The sequence below is a fragment of the Acinetobacter sp. UBA6526 genome (genome assembly GCF_002434875.1).
Classification (GTDB): Bacteria; Pseudomonadota; Gammaproteobacteria; order Pseudomonadales; family Moraxellaceae; genus Acinetobacter; species Acinetobacter venetianus.
In genome coordinates this window covers 718-19,437 of the sequence record NZ_DJLC01000067.1, presented here as the reverse complement: position 1 = coordinate 19,437, position 18,720 = coordinate 718, and the positions used below count along the sequence as shown (strand labels likewise).

At 37.9% G+C, this 18,720-nt stretch carries 19 protein-coding genes and 3 pseudogenes; 10 read left to right on the top strand and 12 right to left on the bottom strand.

All coding sequences use genetic code 11. From position 1 onward, the window contains the following. Positions 1 to 281: 281 nt before the first annotated feature. Together B4237_RS04610 and B4237_RS04605 are read left to right on the top strand one after the other, a co-directional pair. Entirely contained in the window at positions 282 to 1,712 is a 1,431-nt protein-coding gene (locus B4237_RS04610) for a formylglycine-generating enzyme family protein (protein WP_278595126.1), read from the top strand. 164 nt (positions 1,713 to 1,876) lie between these two features. Beyond that, positions 1,877 to 3,339: pseudogene (locus tag B4237_RS04605) on the top strand (aminoacyl-histidine dipeptidase). A gap of 193 nt (positions 3,340 to 3,532) precedes the next feature. Here B4237_RS04605 and rtcA read toward each other — a convergent pair. From rtcA to B4237_RS04585, 4 genes and pseudogenes are all read right to left on the bottom strand, one after another. After that, positions 3,533 to 4,591 carry an RNA 3'-terminal phosphate cyclase gene (rtcA, locus tag B4237_RS04600; RefSeq protein WP_278595127.1) on the bottom strand — a complete coding sequence of 353 codons (1,059 nt, stop codon included), beginning with the start codon at positions 4,589 to 4,591 and terminating at the stop codon, positions 3,533 to 3,535. A 261-nt stretch (positions 4,592 to 4,852) separates the two neighbouring features. Continuing rightward, positions 4,853 to 5,319: pseudogene (locus B4237_RS04595) on the bottom strand (DIP1984 family protein). Continuing rightward, a complete protein-coding gene (locus B4237_RS04590) occupies positions 5,316 to 5,774 on the bottom strand; it encodes a hypothetical protein (RefSeq protein WP_278595128.1) in 459 nt (152 codons plus the stop codon). Before B4237_RS04590 ends, B4237_RS04595 begins: the two are co-directional and overlap by 4 nt. A 15-nt stretch (positions 5,775 to 5,789) precedes the next feature. Then, complete coding sequence (locus B4237_RS04585; RefSeq protein ID WP_278595129.1) at positions 5,790 to 7,061, bottom strand: RtcB family protein; 1,272 nt, start codon at positions 7,059 to 7,061, stop codon at positions 5,790 to 5,792. Between the two features lie 648 nt (positions 7,062 to 7,709). Here B4237_RS04585 and B4237_RS04580 point away from each other — a divergent pair. Next, positions 7,710 to 8,000: a hypothetical protein gene (locus B4237_RS04580; RefSeq protein ID WP_278595131.1), complete on the top strand. Its 291-nt coding sequence runs from the start codon at positions 7,710 to 7,712 to the stop codon at positions 7,998 to 8,000. 19 nt (positions 8,001 to 8,019) lie between these two features. Here the strand turns inward: B4237_RS04580 and B4237_RS04575 are convergent. Continuing rightward, positions 8,020 to 8,984 (bottom strand): annotated as a pseudogene (locus B4237_RS04575) (ribonuclease Z). A 114-nt stretch (positions 8,985 to 9,098) separates the two neighbouring features. Between B4237_RS04575 and B4237_RS04570 the strand changes: the two are divergent. Together B4237_RS04570 and rtcR are read left to right on the top strand one after the other, a co-directional pair. Next, positions 9,099 to 9,422, top strand: coding sequence for a hypothetical protein (locus B4237_RS04570; RefSeq protein WP_004879948.1), 324 nt, complete (start codon positions 9,099 to 9,101; stop codon positions 9,420 to 9,422). Next, the gene (gene rtcR / locus B4237_RS04565; protein WP_278595132.1) at positions 9,419 to 11,011 is read left to right on the top strand and encodes an RNA repair transcriptional activator RtcR; all 1,593 of its coding nucleotides are present in this window, start codon (positions 9,419 to 9,421) and stop codon (positions 11,009 to 11,011) included. Before B4237_RS04570 ends, rtcR begins: the two co-directional genes overlap by 4 nt. Here rtcR and B4237_RS04560 read toward each other — a convergent pair whose 3' ends face one another. Together B4237_RS04560 and B4237_RS04555 are read right to left on the bottom strand one after the other, a co-directional pair. Beyond that, positions 11,012 to 12,082: a DUF2157 domain-containing protein gene (locus tag B4237_RS04560; RefSeq protein ID WP_278595133.1), complete on the bottom strand. Its 1,071-nt coding sequence runs from the start codon at positions 12,080 to 12,082 to the stop codon at positions 11,012 to 11,014. It abuts the gene before it with no gap. An 89-nt stretch (positions 12,083 to 12,171) separates the two neighbouring features. Next, a complete protein-coding gene (locus tag B4237_RS04555) occupies positions 12,172 to 12,801 on the bottom strand; it encodes an alpha/beta hydrolase (protein WP_023012885.1) in 630 nt (209 codons plus the stop codon). Between the two features lie 124 nt (positions 12,802 to 12,925). Between B4237_RS04555 and yaaA the strand changes: the two genes are divergently transcribed. Genes yaaA through B4237_RS04535 form a run of 4 tightly spaced genes read left to right on the top strand, consistent with a single transcriptional unit; the run spans position 12,926 to position 15,103 of the window. Beyond that, positions 12,926 to 13,708 carry a peroxide stress protein YaaA gene (gene yaaA / locus B4237_RS04550; protein WP_278595134.1) on the top strand — a complete coding sequence of 261 codons (783 nt, stop codon included), beginning with the start codon at positions 12,926 to 12,928 and terminating at the stop codon, positions 13,706 to 13,708. A gap of 18 nt (positions 13,709 to 13,726) precedes the next feature. Further along, positions 13,727 to 13,990: a hypothetical protein gene (locus B4237_RS04545; RefSeq protein ID WP_286941810.1), complete on the top strand. Its 264-nt coding sequence runs from the start codon at positions 13,727 to 13,729 to the stop codon at positions 13,988 to 13,990. Positions 13,991 to 14,000: 10 nt separating this feature from the next. Beyond that, a complete protein-coding gene (locus B4237_RS04540) occupies positions 14,001 to 14,618 on the top strand; it encodes a hypothetical protein (RefSeq protein WP_007481943.1) in 618 nt (205 codons plus the stop codon). 29 nt (positions 14,619 to 14,647) lie between these two features. Then, complete coding sequence (locus B4237_RS04535) at positions 14,648 to 15,103, top strand: NUDIX domain-containing protein (protein WP_007481941.1); 456 nt, start codon at positions 14,648 to 14,650, stop codon at positions 15,101 to 15,103. 55 nt (positions 15,104 to 15,158) lie between these two features. Here the strand turns inward: B4237_RS04535 and B4237_RS04530 are convergent, their stop codons facing one another. The 5 genes from B4237_RS04530 to B4237_RS04510 form a co-directional block, all read right to left on the bottom strand. Next, entirely contained in the window at positions 15,159 to 15,944 is a 786-nt protein-coding gene (locus B4237_RS04530; protein WP_278595136.1) for a thiazole synthase, read from the bottom strand. A gap of 23 nt (positions 15,945 to 15,967) precedes the next feature. Beyond that, positions 15,968 to 16,165 (bottom strand): sulfur carrier protein ThiS, encoded by a 198-nt coding sequence (thiS, locus tag B4237_RS04525; protein WP_278595137.1) that lies wholly within the window; start codon positions 16,163 to 16,165, stop codon positions 15,968 to 15,970. A gap of 10 nt (positions 16,166 to 16,175) precedes the next feature. Then, positions 16,176 to 16,541 (bottom strand): DUF423 domain-containing protein, encoded by a 366-nt coding sequence (locus B4237_RS04520; protein ID WP_278595138.1) that lies wholly within the window; start codon positions 16,539 to 16,541, stop codon positions 16,176 to 16,178. 107 nt (positions 16,542 to 16,648) lie between these two features. Continuing rightward, the gene (rpoH, locus tag B4237_RS04515; protein WP_007481934.1) at positions 16,649 to 17,518 is read right to left on the bottom strand and encodes an RNA polymerase sigma factor RpoH; all 870 of its coding nucleotides are present in this window, start codon (positions 17,516 to 17,518) and stop codon (positions 16,649 to 16,651) included. A gap of 131 nt (positions 17,519 to 17,649) precedes the next feature. After that, the gene (locus B4237_RS04510) at positions 17,650 to 17,889 is read right to left on the bottom strand and encodes a sulfurtransferase TusA family protein (protein WP_061391950.1); all 240 of its coding nucleotides are present in this window, start codon (positions 17,887 to 17,889) and stop codon (positions 17,650 to 17,652) included. 355 nt (positions 17,890 to 18,244) lie between these two features. Between B4237_RS04510 and B4237_RS04505 the strand changes: the two genes are divergently transcribed. Next, on the top strand, positions 18,245 to 18,457 hold the full coding sequence (locus B4237_RS04505; protein ID WP_000126912.1) for a cold-shock protein: 213 nt from the start codon (positions 18,245 to 18,247) through the stop codon (positions 18,455 to 18,457). Positions 18,458 to 18,720: the final 263 nt, after the last annotated feature.

Sequence of the window (18,720 nt, the reverse complement as noted above, 5' to 3'; positions counted from 1 at the left end):
TAAAAGCTGAGCATAGTTTTTCTGATTTTGTATGGAAATCATAAATACACATACCTAATTTTTTATAACAAAGTGGATAACAAGTTTGTTGATCCACTTTTTTATTAAATATTAATAAGAAATATTTATTTTTGTAGTGACATTATTTAATAAAAGTTAACAATTAAAATAATAATAATGTTTGAATTTTGATCTATTTTTCTATTAATTTAAAAATGCTTTTTAACAAAGAATTACTCAACCTTCTCCTTTTCTTCATAATACTTTTTAAGAGAATTCATATGACCTTTATACGCACGAATTATCTAAAAGGCTTTAGTGTATTATTCATTTCCTTACTTGCGGCATGTAATAGCGATGATAAAAATACGACAAGCAACTCTTCTAACCAAAAGCTAATAGATGAAACAATTTTATCCCTACAGAATTTAAGTCTAAATTTAGTATGGCAAGAAAATCAATGTGATAGTGTTTATTCTAAAGTGATAAATGATGCGAACATTGCTGAAAAATCGGCTTTGGAGTTAAGAGCAAAGCTTAATGATACAAATAATTTAAGTATGTTCTTGGATCAGCAGATTATTCCAAAATTGACTCAGCTCACTGATGAGTCAACTACATTAAGAGCTAGATGTAATGCTCCAGATTATGACGGAACAGGGGTGAGTATTGAAAGGCCTGCGATGTTAAGAGAAATGTTAAGTGAATGGCAAGGGACTATAAATTTATTGATTCATCAAGTAAATAACCCGCCAAATATGAATCCTGAAATTAAATTAGCATCTTTAACAAATACAAACATTACTGAAGCAACTTCAGCAAAATCCAAATTCAAAGATTGCTCAGATAGTTTTTGTCCAGAAATGACAGTTATTCCATCTGGGAGTTTTTTGATGGGGGGAAATATAGAAGAACAAGAACAACAAAATGTGCCTGCCCAATCGCGACCGTATGAATTACCTCAGCATGCAGTGATAGTCGAGAAGCCATTTGCTATGTCTACATATGAAACTACTATTGCCGAGTTTCAGGCTTTTCAAAAAGAAACAGGATGGGAGGTACAAGGTTGTCGCAATTGGGAGTCACGTGATGGTGTTTTTAATATGTGGTATCGAGATGATTTAAATCCGACTAACGCTGGTATGAACCAAACACCACAAGATCCAGTCGTGTGTGTACGTCGTGAAGATGGGAGAGCTTTTGCCGAATGGTTATCCAAAAAAACAGGACAAACCTACCGCTTACCAACAGAGGTTGAATGGGAGTATGCAGCTCGTGCAGGAACTTCGACTGCCTTTTATTGGGGGGATGATTTGAACCTAGACCAAGCTTGCAAATATGCGAATGTGCTAGATCCAACTACAGTGTCCGCATTGCCACAAACGAGCTCTTGGAACTTATTTAATTGTACTGATGGCTATGCTTATACTTCGCCTGTTGGAAAGTTTCTACCAAATAACTTTGGTTTATATGATATGACAGCTAATGCACGGGAGTGGGTGGATGATTGTTGGCACTCAAATTATGAAAATGCACCTGTAAATAACCGTATTTGGGGTGAAGAAAATAACGGACAGTGTAATTTCCCTGTATTGCGTGGAGGTGCATGGATATACAACACCTATAATGCTCGAACTGCTTATCGAAATGCTTATGTAACATCACAAGCGCGTTCGATCATGTGGGGATTTCGTTTAGTTCGTGAAATTTAGTTTAGCATCTTTAATTCTATAGGAATTACTGATCCTTTATTAATAAAAATCAGCGTAAGTTTTCACCTGAAATTTGAATAAACTTACGTTGATGGAATATTTATTTTTAAATGATCTAAGTATACTCAAATGTATTGTATGAATTAGTTCGAGAGTATAACTGTATGATGCAGTTTGATTTTTCTAAATTATCTCCCCAAGTGGTTTGGCAGCATTTTGAAACACTATGCACGATTCCTCGACCATCAAAGCATGAACAACAATTAAGACAGTATCTAAAAGCTTGGGCGGAACAGCGCAACTTGGAAACTTATGTCGATGACATTGGTAATTTGATTATTCGGAAAGCCGCCACAGCAGGTAAAGAACAAGTTGTAGGTGTGGTTTTGCAAGGGCACTTAGATATGGTGACTCAGGCAAATCGTGGTACGCAACATGATTTTTTTAAAGATCCTATTCAACCTGTCTTAAAAGATGGCTGGCTAATTGCTGAAAATACCACTTTGGGTGCAGATAATGGCATTGGTGTCGCATTGGCGCTAGCGGTATTAGAATCAAATGATATTGCACATGGTCCAATTGTGAAGTATTGCTTACCATTGATGAAGAAGCAGGAATGAGCGGCGCTCGTTTGCTTGAGTCGGGTGTTTTAACAGGGCAATGGCTTTTCAATATTGATACCGAAGAATGGGGCGAACTATATCTTGGTTGCGCGGGAAGTATTGACCTTGAAGTGGGACAGCCACTCGAATATGAAATAGCACCTGAAAATTTGATTTATGTTGATTTGTTGGTATCTGGATTAAAAGGTGGTCATTCTGGGGTTGATATTCATTTAGGTCGTGGTAATGCCAATGTGATTTTAGCCAATTTCCTGAATGATTATTTGGCGCATTCAAATGGTAGACTGGTTGAATTTATCGGTGGCACAGCAAGAAATGCTATTCCACGCGAAGCTGTGGCAACCATTGCAATTGAGATAGATCAATTGGCTGGTCTAGAAAAAGTAATTGAAGTTACACAGGCTGAATGGCAACAAAAATTAAATGGGGTTGATGAACAGTTACAAATCACCGCGCAGCAAAATACCAATCAGATAAATGAAGTGGTCACCTTGCATCAGCAACAAGCTTGGTTAAAAGCATTGACAACTTGTCCATATGGCATTGCTGAATGGAGTAGCACTTTACCCGATGTGGTTGAGACCTCGAATAATATCGGTGTGGTCAAACTCACAAAAGATGAAGCAAAGACCTTAATTATGGTTCGTTCGATGGTGAACCAAGAAGCATTGACATTTGCACAAAATATTCAACAGCACTTTGCTAATTTCCAGATTCAATCTGAATTAACGCCGTTGGTATCGGGTTGGACACCAAACCCAGATTCGGCTGCATTGAAATGCTTACAACAGGCTTATCAATCTGCATTTAAAATTGAACCTAATTTGAAAGTGATTCATGCTGGCTTGGAATGCGGAATTATTGCAGAGCATTATCCTGATTTACAGATGGTATCTTTTGGTCCTGATATTCAGGGAGCACATGCGCCGGGTGAGAGAGTTAAAGTAGAAACGGTCGAGAAATGTTGGAAGTTGTTGGTGACGGCGCTAGAATCTATCGAGTAATTTCTATTAAAGATTCAGTAATCAAAAGTTTTAGGAAGAGGATGTGCTTTACTTTTGACTGGGCAAAAGTGACAAAACCCTTTTGTTAGACTGACGGTGCGTCCTTGCTACCGCAGCCTAACAGGGTGGCATCCATGCCGCCTCCACGATAGTCAATACTGATTGTGGTAGAAAAATACAAAATAATGAAACTTTAACGTTTGCCATTAATATTTACGTTGACCTGAAACAGGTTTTTGTTTAGTTCGATAAACTCAATTTCACAATCAATAAATTTTTCAATCATAGAGGCCTGAGTACGGGTGTGTTCACTAATACATTGTGCGGTAAATTCACCGCCTTGTCCCAATGCTAAAGGCAGTAACAACTGATCGGCTAAATACTCATCCACCACAGCTTGAGAAGCAATATATTGCTTTACCTGTTCAGCCAAATGATTGGCAATTTGTTCTGCACTTTTGCGCATTTCACCTAAAGCAGTAAATAGCTGAGTGTGGTGTTGATGCTCAACTTTGACATACGCCGTATTACCTTGGCTAATTCCATTTAAGTGGAACTGCTGTTGCGTATCTAGTTTCAGTCTTTTGTTTAAAGTCGCTAATTCCCGTTGTGCAATTTGTGCTTCTCCTGAAAGATTCAAGACGGCTGCAAAAGCCTCAGTACTTTGTAAAGCGCCAAGATCTAATAAATTTAGCTTGTTTCGATGTTGCCAAGGCTGAATCTTGATTTGAATTTCACCAGCACCAATCGGAAAGAAGCCTGCTTTGTTTAACTTAAACTCGACCTCTATTCCAAGTTTTTCTAATGTTGGTAAAAAGCAATGCTCGATAAAATCTGCCGTTGGTGCAAGCGGGTTGTGAGTGCCGCCAGAAATAGTCAATTCGCTAGCTTCATCTTGTAATAATAAAGCTGGTAAGAGGGTTTGCAAAACCAGTGTTGTGCTTCCTGCCGAACCAATCTGGAATTGGTATTTTCCACTTTGTACATGCTGTGGTGCAAAGTATAAACGCTGGCTACGTAGTTCAGCACCTTCTACATAAGCTTGGCTGATGTGTTGAGATGCCTGTACACAGACTAAATGCTGACGCATTAAACCTGATTTTTTACGCCCAGCACGAATATTGATTAATTCAAATGCCTGACCCGTAATCATCGAAAGGGCAAGGGCAGTTCTTAAAATTTGTCCACCACCTTCACCTTGTGAACCATCAATCTGGATGGTCGCTGGCATATTTGCCAAAGCTTTATTCACTTCTATTTTCCTTATTTTCTAATTTAATGAACATACTGTCAGTACATGGTAATGCGAAGTAACGCGTGACTTTGCTTTTGGCAAAGGTTTACTAGGTACATGGTGCTGAGCCTAATCAGTGAAAATTGATGCACGGCTCACATGCTGCCATAGCCGCCTGAATTATTTTCAATCCCTCAGATCGGAGTAATGCAGGATCTTGTACTCGCCCAGTATGTCCAAACTGGTATTGTGAAATGATTTCACAAAATCTTTTGATGTCTATTCAACTAAATCAATCTGCCAATTGGCAGCCTGAATTTTGATATTTAAATCGCGTAGTTTCGCGCTGATATCATCGGCTTGTTTTTGCAAGCTAGAAACAGGGATAAAGGGATAACCTTCTTCCATTTGATCTCACGTGAGCTGTAACGATCAGGCTCACGATGGGTATTGGCGATCGCATCAACGAGAATCTTATGCTGTTCAGCATAACTATCACGCAAGCTTAATAGGGACAGCAGAATTTTTCCATCTTCCAACTTGGCTTGCGCATTGGTCAAATGAATACGACAAATCAATTGATTGCTTTCTTGGGTTAAAGCAAATACCTGTTTAATAAGTTCATTTGGATCTTCGCTTGGCTCATCACCATCTTGTACTAATACATTGGTGTTGATCCGTCGTTTTAATGAAGCGAGTTTTTTTTGTTGATCGCTTCGCAGTAAAAGTGCTTCTGCGAGTTTCATATTTGTCCTTGATATGTATATAACATTCTCGAGTTTTCTATAAATACAAATTGATCTTGATTAATGTCCTTGAAATTCAAGTTGATATCATGAATTGTATTGATATCTTCATTAATACTGCCTTGAGTCCAAGAAACTATAATTTCAAAACTAATTTTTTGCTTTACAAGCTGATTGAAAATTTCATAAGCGATATGAGTTGCCTTAATGGCTTGCTTATTTTCATCAAGCCGTGTGGTTGGTGAAATGAATCCTAAAGCAAGTGGTAAAATTCGAAAAAGACAGCCACATGATTTTTCATTTGGAAAACCAGCAATATACCAACGATTATTAAATTTCATTTCATTGATTTCAGGAACATAGTCAGGTAGTTGTTGTGTGAAAGAGATACTTTCACAATTGAAATAACCTAGATCAATCCATCTATTTGTGCTGATTAATAAAACATGACACATAGAAATCTCCGTATATTACCCTTTAACACAGACAACTTGTCTTAAGGTATAAACCACTTCAACCAAGTCTTTTTGTGCATTCATTACATCTTCAATCGGTTTATAAGCTGATGGAATTTCATCAATCACAGCAACATCTTTACGGCATTCAACTCCTTCAGTCTGTGCAATCTGATCTTCTACGGTAAAACGACGTTTTGCTTCAGCACGACTCATCACTCGACCTGCGCCATGCGAACATGAGCAAAACGATTCCTGATTTCCAAGTCCGCGAACAATAAAGGACTTGGCACCCATTGAACCTGGAATAATTCCATATTGTCCAAGTTTGGCGCTGACAGCACCTTTACGAGTGACCATCACTTCTTCACCATAGTGTTCTTCTTTTTGCACATAATTATGGTGGCAATTCACTGCCTCAAGCTTGGCATTAAACGGTTTTGGAATAATTGTTGCTAAAGCTTTGATCGCGGCTTGCATCATAATTTCACGGTTTTTCATGGCAAAGCGTTGTGCCCAACCGACAGCAAACCAGTAATCATCAAAATGATCTGTCCCTTCAACTAAATATGCTAAATCTTTGTTTGGTAAATTAATAAAGTGTTTCTGCATATCTTTGCGTGCTAGCTCAATAAAATGATTACCGATGGCATTACCCACACCACGTGAACCTGAGTGCAACATAATCCAAACATGATCATGTTCATCCAAACAGATTTCTACAAAGTGGTTGCCTGTTCCTAACGTTCCCAATTGTTTACGGTTATTGGTGTTTTTGAGGCGAGGGTGCTTAGCACAAATCAATTCAAAATCTGCAACAAGGTTAGCCCAAGCTTGATCTACCATTTCAGGTGGATTTTCCCAAGAACCTCGATCTCGTCCACGTCCTTTGGTCATTCCGTGTGGAATCAAACGTTCAAGCTCGGTACGCAAAGCATGTAAATTATCAGGTAAATCTGATGCAGTTAAGCTAGTACGTGTGGCCATCATTCCACATCCGATATCGACACCGACCGCAGCAGGGATAATTGCACCTTTAGTTGGAATCACACTTCCGATTGTTGCGCCTAAACCAAAGTGAACATCAGGCATAACAGCCATCCATTTATAGATAAAAGGCATTTGCGCGGTTTGTAGCAATTGTTGTTTTGAGTTGTCATCAACAAGTACTCCGTTGGTCCACATTTTGATCGGCATACTTTTTTCATTTTGAAGAACCTGATAAGTACGTTGTTGCTGTTCTTGTTCAAATTGAGCTTGTTTGTTGATTTGTTCAACGACAGACATTTTCATTTTCCTTTCAAAGCCTGCCTGCCAAGCGTTTGCAGGCAGGTGTATTCACAAGATCCCAATGATATTGTGTGCTTATACTATTGCAGTGAGTGTGCCAACTTTTTTAAAAATGTAGTAATTTTAATTTAATGTGTTGATATTTATTAATAAAATTTAATATTAAAATAACACTATTCATTTTGATAATGAAAGTTTTAATAAATAAGATATAAAAATATATATTTTTTTATCTTAAATTCTATTTAATTGCCCGCTGCATTTTTGCCTGTTCGAGCGAATTGTTGTTCTTTTTCAATTTTTAACCACAAAGTATTCTTGGGTGAAATGTGCGTTAGGAGTGATAAGCTGTGATTTCGATAGCTCAGAATTTCTTTCATTTTCTTTCGTTTACGATTTAAGGTCGATGGTTTTTCAAAATAGCCATATCTTTTTTATACCAACGAGTAGCTTGTAGGTGGTAATGCTTTTGATTGAGCAAATATAAGGCTTGATCAATGTCTTGATCGTCTTGAAGATAGACTGTAATGGACATGCTTTGCGTTTTTTAGACTGACACCTGTCTTTTAAGAAAAAGAGTTGTATAGGTCTTTGTACAAAGACATACTATAACCATAGCAAAATAGAAATAAATTGCCAATTCCTATGAGTATTTTGCGTTATTTACTCACGATTATTTTATTTATTACTGGGATATTTTGTCTTATACATTTTTTAGTAGACGATTTTAATTTTATATTTCTAGCGATAAGTTTGGTCTGTTTTCTGCTTGCTTACTGGGTAAAACCAAAACGAGAAAACCATCTCCATCGAGATAATGGTTGGAATTGGCTAGATTCAATTGATTTTCCTGTAGAGATTATTTACTGGATCATCACTTTACCATTTCGCTTGTTACGAGGTCTGTTTGACTTTTTATCTCCAGACATCCCTTAATTAAAATGCCGTATCTCATTTATTTCGGATTTACTTTACTTAGTTGTCCTGTCGCATCTAACGTAAATTGATCAAAATCATCAGCTAAATAGAAATTGCCTTGATAATATTGATGGACTTCATCAGCAATCGCTTGCTGTCCAGCACAGTCTTGATGGCGTGGGCTAAAGTGTGTCAGGATCAGATTAATTAGACCTTGTTGTTGAGCAAATTCTGCAACGATCTTTGCGGAACTATGCATTGGGCCTGACCCCACTTTATCTAAAATAGCTTGCGTGTAGGTGCTTTCATGAATCAAGAGTTGGGCATCTTGGCAAGCTTGTGCCAATAAATCGGGATGATCATTGTCATCACCGACAATCGCGTGAACACGATGTCTGAGAATTTGAATAAAATCAGCCGTTTTTAATGTTTGCTGATTAAACTCAATATCTAAACCTTGTTGTAAATTGCCCCAAGCTTTGCCTTTTGCTACGCCGAGTTGAATTAAGGCTTGTGTATCTAACTTCTTCTGAGTGTATTGCGTAATAATACTAAATGCAAAACTGGGTACGCGATGACTGAGTCGATGGGCTTGAATCGAAAATTCATCTGTTATTTGCTGTATTTGTGTGGCCTTATTTACATCAATGAAATTAAGCGGGTAGGGTAAATGCAGATCGGTCAGCTGTGCGGTGACTTCAATCCATTGTTGAATTTCTTTGGGAGCGATAATGGTTAAAGGAGCGGTACGTGCATTCATACCTGCACTCGCCCCAATAAACCAACTAATCCATAACAGTGATCGCCGTGAACATGAGTAATGCAGATGGCAACTAGGTTTTGTAATGAGAGTTTAGCCTGTTGAATGCGATGCTGTGTGCCTTCACCAGCATCAACTAATATCCAATCTTTATTCTTGCTATTACGGATCGCTAAAGCTGAGACGTTGCGTGTCAGTGTGGGTGTACCTGAAGATGTGCCTAAAAAAGTAAAATGAAGCATCTTGTTGGAATTTTTTTAATGAAAAGGTCATTGTATATGAAACTATAAAATTTTATAGAAAATGATGTGCAAAGATCATAAGATCAATAAAAAGATTTAAGGGCATAGCCTCGAATGAGTAAACTAGGATGTGTATGTGGTCATGTGATTGTTGATCAGACAGATCAAATTCCATACAAAGCTTCTTTTATTACTGATGTTGATTTATTTGATTTTTATGATGCAGTCGATGACACGATGAATACTTCTTTAAATCATAAAGAGACATTTTCTGAGCAGATTATAGATAGGTTTATAAGATATTCTGCAGATATGTATGAATGTACGCAATGTGGGCGATTATGGATAGGTATTGGAAATAATCAGTTTAAGGCTTTTCTTCCTGAATCAGGGAAATATCAAGCTATTTTAAATATTCAACATGATAGATTTAAATGAATAAAAAAAACGTTGTAATTGGTTTTGTTGGTTCTACTTTGGATCAAGGGAAACGTCCCGATCGTTGGCAGCGTTGGCGTCCAACGTTGAGTCTTCTAATGCATGAAGATCTGATCGTGGATGAACTGGTACTATTACATGATCGACAGCATCATAATTTAGTCAAATTTATTGCTCAAGATGCTCAGAGCGTGTCACCGTCTACTACGGTGTCGGGTCAGCGAGTAAGTATCCGAGATCCTTGGGATTTTGCTGAGGTTTATGGTGCGCTATATGACTTTGTGAAAAGTTATTCATTTGATACCGAAAAAAATAACTATCTTTTGCATATCACCACAGGCACGCATGTTGCTCAAATCTGTTGGTATCTCTTAGTTGATGCCAATTATTTACCTGCCAAACTAATTCAAAGTGCGCCAAATCAACAAAAAACACCCGAAGGTGAATATCGCATCATTGATCTTGATTTGTCTCGCTATGATGTTCTTAAACAGCGTTTTGAAGATGAACAGCAACAAAACTGGCAACAATTGAAAGCCAATATTTCAACCTATAACCATGAGTTTAATGAGCTGATCACAGAAGTTGAGTTGGTTGCGACACGTTCCAGCGCGCCGATTTTGATTATGGGCGCAACAGGTGTAGGTAAATCCCATCTAGCCAAACAAATCTTTCAATTAAAGAAAGATAAGTTTCATTTAAGTGGGCGTTTTGTTGATGTGAACTGTGCGACGTTGCGTGGTGATAGTGCTATGTCGAGTCTATTTGGTCATATCAAAGGTGCGTTTACAGGGGCAGCAGCTTCACGGACAGGATTATTGAAAAGTGCCGATCAAGGTATCTTGTTTTTGGATGAAATTGGTGAGCTTGGACTAGATGAACAGGCGATGTTGCTTAAAGCGCTTGAGGATAAATCCTTTTTTCCTGTCGGAAGTGACAAAGAGGTTCAGGCCGATTTTCAATTGATTGCGGGAACGAATAAAGACCTGAGAGCAGAAGTGCAAGCAGGTCGTTTTCGTGAGGATTTATGGGCTAGACTAAACACATGGACTTTCTTTTTGCCGAACCTAAAAGATCGAATTGAAGATATTGCTCCAAATGTTGAGTTTGAATTACAACGCTTTGCTGTGAACCATCAAAGACAATTACGTTTTCAACGTGATGCACTCGATGTGTATTTAAAATTTGCTAAATCAAGAGAGGCATCGTGGCAGGGAAATTTCCGTGATTTAACCGCTAGTGTGACAAGATTGGCGACATTATCCAGCGGCGAGTTAATCCGTTCAGAAGCGGTGGAAAAAGAGATTCAGCGTTTAAAGCAGTTGTGGTCGCTTCAAAACACACAACATCAATCTAATAAAGATATTTTACTCAAATATTTAGATCAAACGCAGTTGAGCGAGATTGATGAATTTGATCAAATTCAACTACGAGGAGTGCTTCAAGTCTGTGAAAATTCCAAGTCGATGGCAGATGCTGGACGTCAACTGTTTGCTGCTTCACGCCAGCAACGTAATACCACCAATGATAGTGACCGAGTCAAAAAGTATTTGGCTCGGTTTGGTTTAAATTGGAGTGATTTTCAATAGTTATTCAACAGGATGATTTCTTTTGTTCTGAGATTGGCTCGAGAGAAACTCTAAATTCCATAGTTTTTCAGCATGTCGACCAATCCACCAGAACGAGGCTGCGAGCACAATAAAGAAAATTGCTTTATGCATTCCATTCCAGAAAAACTCAAAATATTTGGTATAAAGATTTAGAAATAAAAAGGTAATACCAAAGCCACGAGATGTTGCATCATCATGTTTTAAACCATATACGATTGCAATAATCGCAATAAAACCAAATAAGATGCCCCAGTGTAAGAGTTCATATTGTTTAACACTGTACCAACTATTCAAGTCTCCATAATTTCCAAAGATTGACAGAATCCATAATGCAATAAATAAATACAGTAATCCCATCACGTAAGTTGAGTGTGCAAAGTTTTTAAAGTAAGTATATCGTTTAAACAGTAAACTCAAGCTAATCAGTACTATGCCGAACATGACGAAGCGTAAAGGAAAATTCATGCCTAGATAGTATGCGCCCCAACCTGACATATAGCCTGTCTCTGCACCGAACCATGAACCTAAGGAGAGAAGTGAAAAGACCCAAATGAGTTTGGATGGAAACCAAAATGCGAGCGCAGCATAAATGACAGTGGAGAGTAAAAATAATAAAGAAAAATGCCCGTTGCCCGTGTCGATTGCTTGTCCAAAATAAGCAACAGAAGCTGCAGTGGAAATTACGCCAGCAAAAATAATGGCCTCATTACTAAATTGATGTAATGGTTTTGTTTTGCGTCGACGATAGGCAAAAGCATAAAAACCAGTTGCCACGCCAGCAAAAATCAGACATGGGATGATCTTTGAGTCAACGAATATTCTCGCAATCAAATCTAATAAGAATTTATCGGCAGTGATTGCAGCAATTGCTATGACTGCACAGATCATTGAAATCCAAAAAGAATATTTAGCTAGCCGTTCCCAATCAAAGGAGCGAACAGAAAAGCTATTTTGTAAATCCTTTGCAACATCAGGGGTGATCGTACCTTGTTGTTGCCAATACTCAATGGTTTGCTTTAAAAAAAGTCCCTGTTTTTTATTTAACTTCATATAGAACCCTAATGCCTATTCATCTTTACTGATATAACAGACATCGGATTCAAAACAAGTATACTTTTTTTAATAATTTGTTGTTAATTCTACAGTTTTAAAAAGCGAGAAATAACTTGTCTTAATTGCTTTAAATAACCCGTAAAGAAGTGGTTAGCACCTGGCAGAATAGTAATTGGATGCTTTTGTGGTTTTGCCCAAGCGATCATGTCTGAAAGCAACGTAATATCATCTTGTTCACCATGAACAAATAGAATATCTCCGTCAATTGCTGGCGTTTTATAGTGACGTAGGTCTACGACTGAACCTGTTGGTAATCCACATAGAATCATTTGTTTTGGGCGTAAGTCTTCACTCAACTGAGCTTGGCATTTCGCTAACACATGAGAACCAAAGCTGAAACCACCTGCGTAGAATGTTAAGCCTGCATGCTTTGAACGTGCGTATTCAATGACAGTCATAATATCATCAGTTTCGCCGTGTCCTTGGTCATGCGTGCCTTCACTACCTGATAGACCGCGAAAACTAGGGCGATAAACAACGCAGCCCATTTCATTAAATATCTGAGCCAATAGGACGGGAACTTTGTGGTGAGGTGTTCCACCTTGTAAAGGATGAGGGTGGCAGACGACAGCAAAGCCAGTAATTTCACCTTTGGGTTGATCTACAAACATTTCGATTTGACCAACAGGACCTTGGATGAAGATTTGCTCAGACATAAGATAAATAATGAATAATGGAAGAATCCACTATTTTACCGATAATGATCAATGAAAACACGAATTGGCATTAAAAATTATCAACTGTTATAGTTTCACTAAGATAAATTGATATTGATTGAATATGCTTGCTTTAATTTCTCCAGCGAAAACACTAGATTATGAAACTTCTTTACCGACAGACACATACACACAGCCTCGTTTATTAGAACAATCACAACAATTGATAGATGTATGTCGTAAGTTATCTGCAACCGAAATTGCCTCTTTGATGAGTGTAAGTGAGAAAATTGCCAACTTAAATGTTGATCGTTTTCGTGACTGGAATGCGGATTTTGATTTTTCTAATGCACGCCAAGCTTTGTTTGCATTTAAAGGTGATGTGTATACAGGTTTAGATGCTTATCATTTAAAAGATCAAGATATTGATTTTGCCCAACAGCATTTGCGTATGTTATCTGGTCTTTATGGTTTGTTGCGTCCATTGGATTTGATGATGCCGTATCGTTTAGAAATGGGCACTAAATTAAAAAATGCACGAGGTCATAATTTATATGAATTTTGGGGAAATATGATCACGGATCAAATTAACCAAGATTTGGCTGAAATTGATGCAAAAGTATTGGTAAATTTAGCTTCTGACGAATATTATAAATCTGTGAATGAAAAGAAAATTCAGGCAGAAATTATTAAACCTGTATTCTTAGATCAAAAAAATGGAAAATATAAAGTCATTAGTTTCTATGCGAAAAAAGCGCGTGGTTTAATGGCGAGATATTTGATTGAAAACCAATTGAATCAAGCAGAACAATTAAAAGCATTTGATAGCGAAGGTTATTACTTTGATGCCGAAAGTTCTTCAAATAAAGAATTGGTATTTAAAAGGGATGAGCAACACGCATCTTAAAAAAAGGGGAAAGGTGAGATGTTAACTAAAGAACATTTATTAAAACATGCAATCTCACCAGATCATGTCACTATCAAAGGGCATCTGACTGAACCACGTAGTTATGGTGTTTATGCCTTACCTTTAGATGCTGATGGAACAAGACGTTTTCGTTTTGGAAATCACCCAGTACGTCAACAGGAACTTAAACATGAGTTTGGTTCCTGTAAGCTTTATCAATTATTTCTCGATCGAAAACAAGCAGAAACTTTAGCGAAGTGGTTGAATAAAGAAATTCAGTGATGGGGCTATCATGCAACAATATTTAGCGATCCTAGAAAACTCATGGTTCGATTTAGATCGACATTATCAATTTTCTGAACCGAGAAAAGTTTTTAATAAATTAATAGTTGCTTATAGTGAAAAGCATCGCGCTTACCATACAATTCAGCATTTATATGAATGTCTGGTTCTAGTTGACTCGATTCGAGCTGATTTAAATGATGCACATGCTGTTGCATTGGCACTCTGGTTCCATGATGTAGTTTATGATCCGCAAGCCAAAGATAATGAGTTAAAAAGTGCTGAACTGTTCGAGCAGTATCTGGCTCAAGATTTACCCATAGATATCATTCAGAAAATAAAGCGATGGATTATTGCCACACAAAAGCATGAGGTAACAGATGAGCTAGATTTACAGTTTTTACTGGATATTGATTTGGCGATTCTAGCTGCTTCACCAGAGCGTTTCGATGAATATGAACAGCAAATTCAACAGGAGTATGCTTGGGTAGATCCAGATGTTTATTCGATTAAAAGAAAACAAGTTTTAGCTCATTTTTATCAGGCTGAACCGCTGTATCAAACTGAATATTTTCAGCAGAATTTTGAGCGAAAGGCGAAAGGGAATTTAAAAAATATAATAGAATAAATGATTAAAACGAAGCCTTTGAGTGATAAGTGAAAGATTTAACATTAGAGATAGCTGAGGGGAAGCTTAATATCCGTGTGGCTGCTTGGATAGAATATGAAGATCAGATTTTGGTTTCTACATTTCCTGATGGAAGTATTTCTTTAGTGGGTGGTCGATTAAAGTTTTCAGAAACTACTTTAGAAGGGGTTCAGCGAGAAGTATTGGGGGAAACTGGGGAAGATTTTAATTCACCTGTGCTTTTCGCGATTGTTGAAAACTTTTTCTATGATCCTATCGTAGATAAACATTTCCATGAATTTCTTTATATTTATAAAGGTCAGATCCAAACAAAAGCTAGTTATGTTGATGACTCTAGTGCTGCTCAAGTGATTTCATGGATGCCAAAGAGTGAGATCAAACTGCTAAAGCCAGATGTTTTAAGTGATCTTGCTTTACGATCAAGTGATCATGTTGTTCATCTTGTTAATCTCGAATCAAGATAAAATCATCATCGCATTAAAAAAGGGAGCTAAAAAGCTCCCTTTAGTATTTCTTTTCTTACTTAAAGAAATAACCCGTTTCAGGCGAGCTGGCATTGGCCATACGCTTACGCGGCATACGACCCGCCAAGAATGCTTCACGACCTGCTTCAACGGCTTTTTTCATCGCAGAAGCCATCAAAATTGGATTTTGAGCCGCAGCAATCGCCGTGTTCATCAGCACGCCATCACAGCCAAGTTCCATTGCAATGGCTGCATCACTGGCGGTACCCACACCAGCATCCACCAATACAGGAACTTTGGCATTTTCTTTGATGATGGAAATGGTATGTGGATTCAAAATACCGAGACCAGAACCAATCAAACTGCCCAAAGGCATGATCGCAACACAACCCATACTTTCAAGTTCTTGAGCAACAATCGGGTCATCCGAGGTGTAAACCATGATTTCAAAACCATCATCAATCAAGGTTTGCGCTGCTTTAAGCGTTGCTGTCACATTCGGGTACAAGGTTTTTTCATCACCGAGTACTTCCAGCTTTACCAGATTGTGACCATCAAGTAGCTCACGAGCCAGCATACAGGTACGAATCGCGCTATCGGCATCGAAGCAACCTGCGGTATTTGGCAGAATTGTATATTTTTCAGGTGGAATCACTGAAAGTAGATTTGGTTGATCGGCATGCTGACCGATGTTTACACGACGGATTGCAACGGTGACAATTTCAGCGCCACTGGCTTGAATCGCTAAATCTGTTTCATTTAAATCTTGATATTTTCCTGTTCCGACCAACAAACGAGATTGAAAAGTTCGTGAACCAACAATTAAAGGGGAATCTTGCATGGGCTTACTCCATTTTTAGCCGATTAGCCGCCACCAACAGCTTGAATAATTTCAATACGATCTTCAGGAGCAATTACAGTTTGCTCTAGTCTACTTTTCGGGATAATCTGTTGGTTCTTCTCTACAGCAAAGCGTTTGCCTTCTAAAGCTAGTGCTTGAATGAGTTGCTGAAGGTTTTCGCAAGGCGTGTCTGTTGACTCACCATTTAAATAGATATGCATGAATCAATCCTTATTTCGCATGCTTGGTTGCCTGCCATGCAAGCATTACCCATCCTGCAATCATAAATGCACCACCAATTGGCGTAATCGCACCTAAGATTCTAGGTAGGCCAAGTGCCATAATGTATAACGAACCGCAGAAAAAGATGATGCCAATTTGGATCAAAATAAAAGGGATTTTTATGGGGAAACTAGGAGAGGTGTTTTTTAACACGCTTAAAATAAGTAAACCAATTGCGTGATAGAAAAAATACTGTGTTGCTGTACTCCACCAAGCAAGCTGCTCAGGTGTAGCAAAAGATTTAAGTCCATGAGCACCAAAAGCACCTAACATAACTGCAAGTGCAAGATTAAGCGCAGAAATTGCTATCCACATAATGAAAATGGAACTAGAAAATTGATGAACAAAGTTAACATATTCGAAGCTTTTAACAAAGCTTGATAAAACAAAAGGGCGTTGTCGCCCTTTTGTTTGTCTTGATTTTAACTTGCAGACATCGCAGTTTTGATTTTTTCCATTGCATTTTTTTCAAGTTGGCGAATACGTTCAGCAGAAACGTTATATTCAGCAGCAAGTTCATGCAGGGTTGATTTGTCATCATCTAACCAGCGGCGTTGTAAAATATTGCGTGAGCGATCGTCAAGTTGATCCATTGCTTCATGTAAGGCAGAAGTACTTTGTGCTTCGTAATCTTCTTCTTCAACTAATCGCGCAGGATCGTAACGATTATCCTCTAGATACAATGCTGGAGCAGTATGTGGTGTGTCATCATCGTCATCACCTTGCGCTTCAAATGCAGCATCATAAGCCGTTAAACGACCTTCCATTTCTAGCACTTGCTCAGGAGTCACATTCAAATCATTGGCAATGGCTTGAGCTTCTTCTAAGGTCAGGCGTTTACTCGATTTTTTCAGACTGCGTAAATTAAAGAATAACTTACGTTGCGCTTTGGTCGTTGCGATTTTAACAATACGCCAGTTACGAATCACATATTCATGGATTTCAGCTTTGATCCAGTGAACCGCAAAAGAAACTAAGCGCACGCCCATATTGGGATCGAAGCGTTTAACTGCTTTCATTAGGCCAAGGTTGCCTTCTTGAATTAAATCGCCTTGAGGCAAACCGTAACCCGCATAACTACGAGCAATATGAACAACAAAGCGTAAATGAGACATTACCAATAATTTGGCAGCATCGAGGTCTTGATCATAATAATAACGTTCAGCAAGTTCTTTTTCTTGCTCGGCGGTTAAAATTGGAATTTGATTGACAGTACTGATATATGCACCGAGATTTACACCTGGCGCAGACAATGACAGGGGCATCAATTGATTGCTGCTGTCAGTAGTCATGGATTCTCCTTATAGGATGGTATTTAAGTCAACAATTTCATCTTAATGTGAATGTTCTTCATCACTAAGGAAATTTGAGTATAGAAATGTAAATTTATCTATCTAGTCTTTACCAAGAGTTTAGCAAAGAATCACATAGATTCAATTAAATAGTGAAATTCATTCTCTGAAATTTTTTGAGGCTGGCATTGAAGTTGCTGAATTTGGCAATATCGTGTTACATCAATTTCACTGTGTGGATCAGATGATTTTAATAAATATTGTCTAGGTGCATTGGCTTTTTTCAAAGCACGCTTCAGCATTAATAGCGGCATTGGACAGGGTTGTCCCATTGCATCAATGATTTCAGGAGAGTGAGCTATATCTGACATAATAATTCGTGAACCTTAATTGCAAATTATCTTAACAAACTTTTTTGTAATTTTAGAGTGGAAAATTACAGCAGAAAAACAGCTAAATTATTGAAAAAAACAGATAGAAATATTTGAAATAGTCTAAATAAATCTATTAATTGTCATAAACCCATGTTAAGCTCGATGCGTTTTAGGATGTGTTTGATATAATTTATTGTAATAAACCCTATAACAAATGGATGTAACCGGAAATTGTTGATAGTTTTACAGAATGATTACAAGCTTTAAAATTATAAAAAATTTTAAAACCTTGTTGGCTCTGCTGTTTGCAACACCGGAAGGTCCTTATCTTTCAATATCTGAGGATTGACTTATGACAGCTCGTGAACAAGGCGTAGTAAAGTGGTTTAACGACACTAAAGGCTTTGGTTTTATTCAGCGTAATGGTGGTGATGACGTATTTGTTCATTTCCGTGCAATCGTTGGTGATGGTCACCGTTCATTACGTGACGGCCAACGCGTTGAATTCAGCGTAGTTCAAGGACAAAAAGGTTTCCAAGCTGAAAACGTTCAGCCTTTAGACTAATTTGTTGCCTTAACGCAATATAAAAACGCTCCAATGTTATTTGGGGCGTTTTTGTTTATAATAGCCACTTTCTTTTGGTCATTGATGGTTCGAGAGCATATATGACATCTGGTTTTGAAACCTTAAATTTACATCCGCAGTTGAAGAAAGCAATCGATGCTTTGGGTTTTACGAAAATGACCCCGATTCAACAAAAGGTTTTAAAATATACATTAGCAGGGCATGATGCTATTGGTCGAGCACAAACAGGTACAGGTAAAACT

What these genes read in the sequence shown, in the direction of transcription:
- B4237_RS04610 (WP_278595126.1), top strand. Translation starts at nt 282, where the DNA reads ATGACCTTTATACGCACGAATTATCTAAAAGGCTTTAGTGTATTATTC.
- B4237_RS04590 (WP_278595128.1), bottom strand. Translation starts at nt 5,774, where the DNA reads ATGTGTCATGTTTTATTAATCAGCACAAATAGATGGATTGATCTAGGT.
- B4237_RS04585 (WP_278595129.1), bottom strand. Translation starts at nt 7,061, where the DNA reads ATGTCTGTCGTTGAACAAATCAACAAACAAGCTCAATTTGAACAAGAA.
- B4237_RS04580 (WP_278595131.1), top strand. Translation starts at nt 7,710, where the DNA reads ATGAGTATTTTGCGTTATTTACTCACGATTATTTTATTTATTACTGGG.
- B4237_RS04570 (WP_004879948.1), top strand. Translation starts at nt 9,099, where the DNA reads ATGAGTAAACTAGGATGTGTATGTGGTCATGTGATTGTTGATCAGACA.
- rtcR (WP_278595132.1), top strand. Translation starts at nt 9,419, where the DNA reads ATGAATAAAAAAAACGTTGTAATTGGTTTTGTTGGTTCTACTTTGGAT.
- B4237_RS04560 (WP_278595133.1), bottom strand. Translation starts at nt 12,082, where the DNA reads ATGAAGTTAAATAAAAAACAGGGACTTTTTTTAAAGCAAACCATTGAG.
- B4237_RS04555 (WP_023012885.1), bottom strand. Translation starts at nt 12,801, where the DNA reads ATGTCTGAGCAAATCTTCATCCAAGGTCCTGTTGGTCAAATCGAAATG.
- yaaA (WP_278595134.1), top strand. Translation starts at nt 12,926, where the DNA reads ATGCTTGCTTTAATTTCTCCAGCGAAAACACTAGATTATGAAACTTCT.
- B4237_RS04545 (WP_286941810.1), top strand. Translation starts at nt 13,727, where the DNA reads ATGTTAACTAAAGAACATTTATTAAAACATGCAATCTCACCAGATCAT.
- B4237_RS04540 (WP_007481943.1), top strand. Translation starts at nt 14,001, where the DNA reads ATGCAACAATATTTAGCGATCCTAGAAAACTCATGGTTCGATTTAGAT.
- B4237_RS04530 (WP_278595136.1), bottom strand. Translation starts at nt 15,944, where the DNA reads ATGCAAGATTCCCCTTTAATTGTTGGTTCACGAACTTTTCAATCTCGT.
- thiS (WP_278595137.1), bottom strand. Translation starts at nt 16,165, where the DNA reads ATGCATATCTATTTAAATGGTGAGTCAACAGACACGCCTTGCGAAAAC.
- B4237_RS04520 (WP_278595138.1), bottom strand. Translation starts at nt 16,541, where the DNA reads ATGTGGATAGCAATTTCTGCGCTTAATCTTGCACTTGCAGTTATGTTA.
- rpoH (WP_007481934.1), bottom strand. Translation starts at nt 17,518, where the DNA reads ATGACTACTGACAGCAGCAATCAATTGATGCCCCTGTCATTGTCTGCG.
- B4237_RS04510 (WP_061391950.1), bottom strand. Translation starts at nt 17,889, where the DNA reads ATGTCAGATATAGCTCACTCTCCTGAAATCATTGATGCAATGGGACAA.
- B4237_RS04505 (WP_000126912.1), top strand. Translation starts at nt 18,245, where the DNA reads ATGACAGCTCGTGAACAAGGCGTAGTAAAGTGGTTTAACGACACTAAA.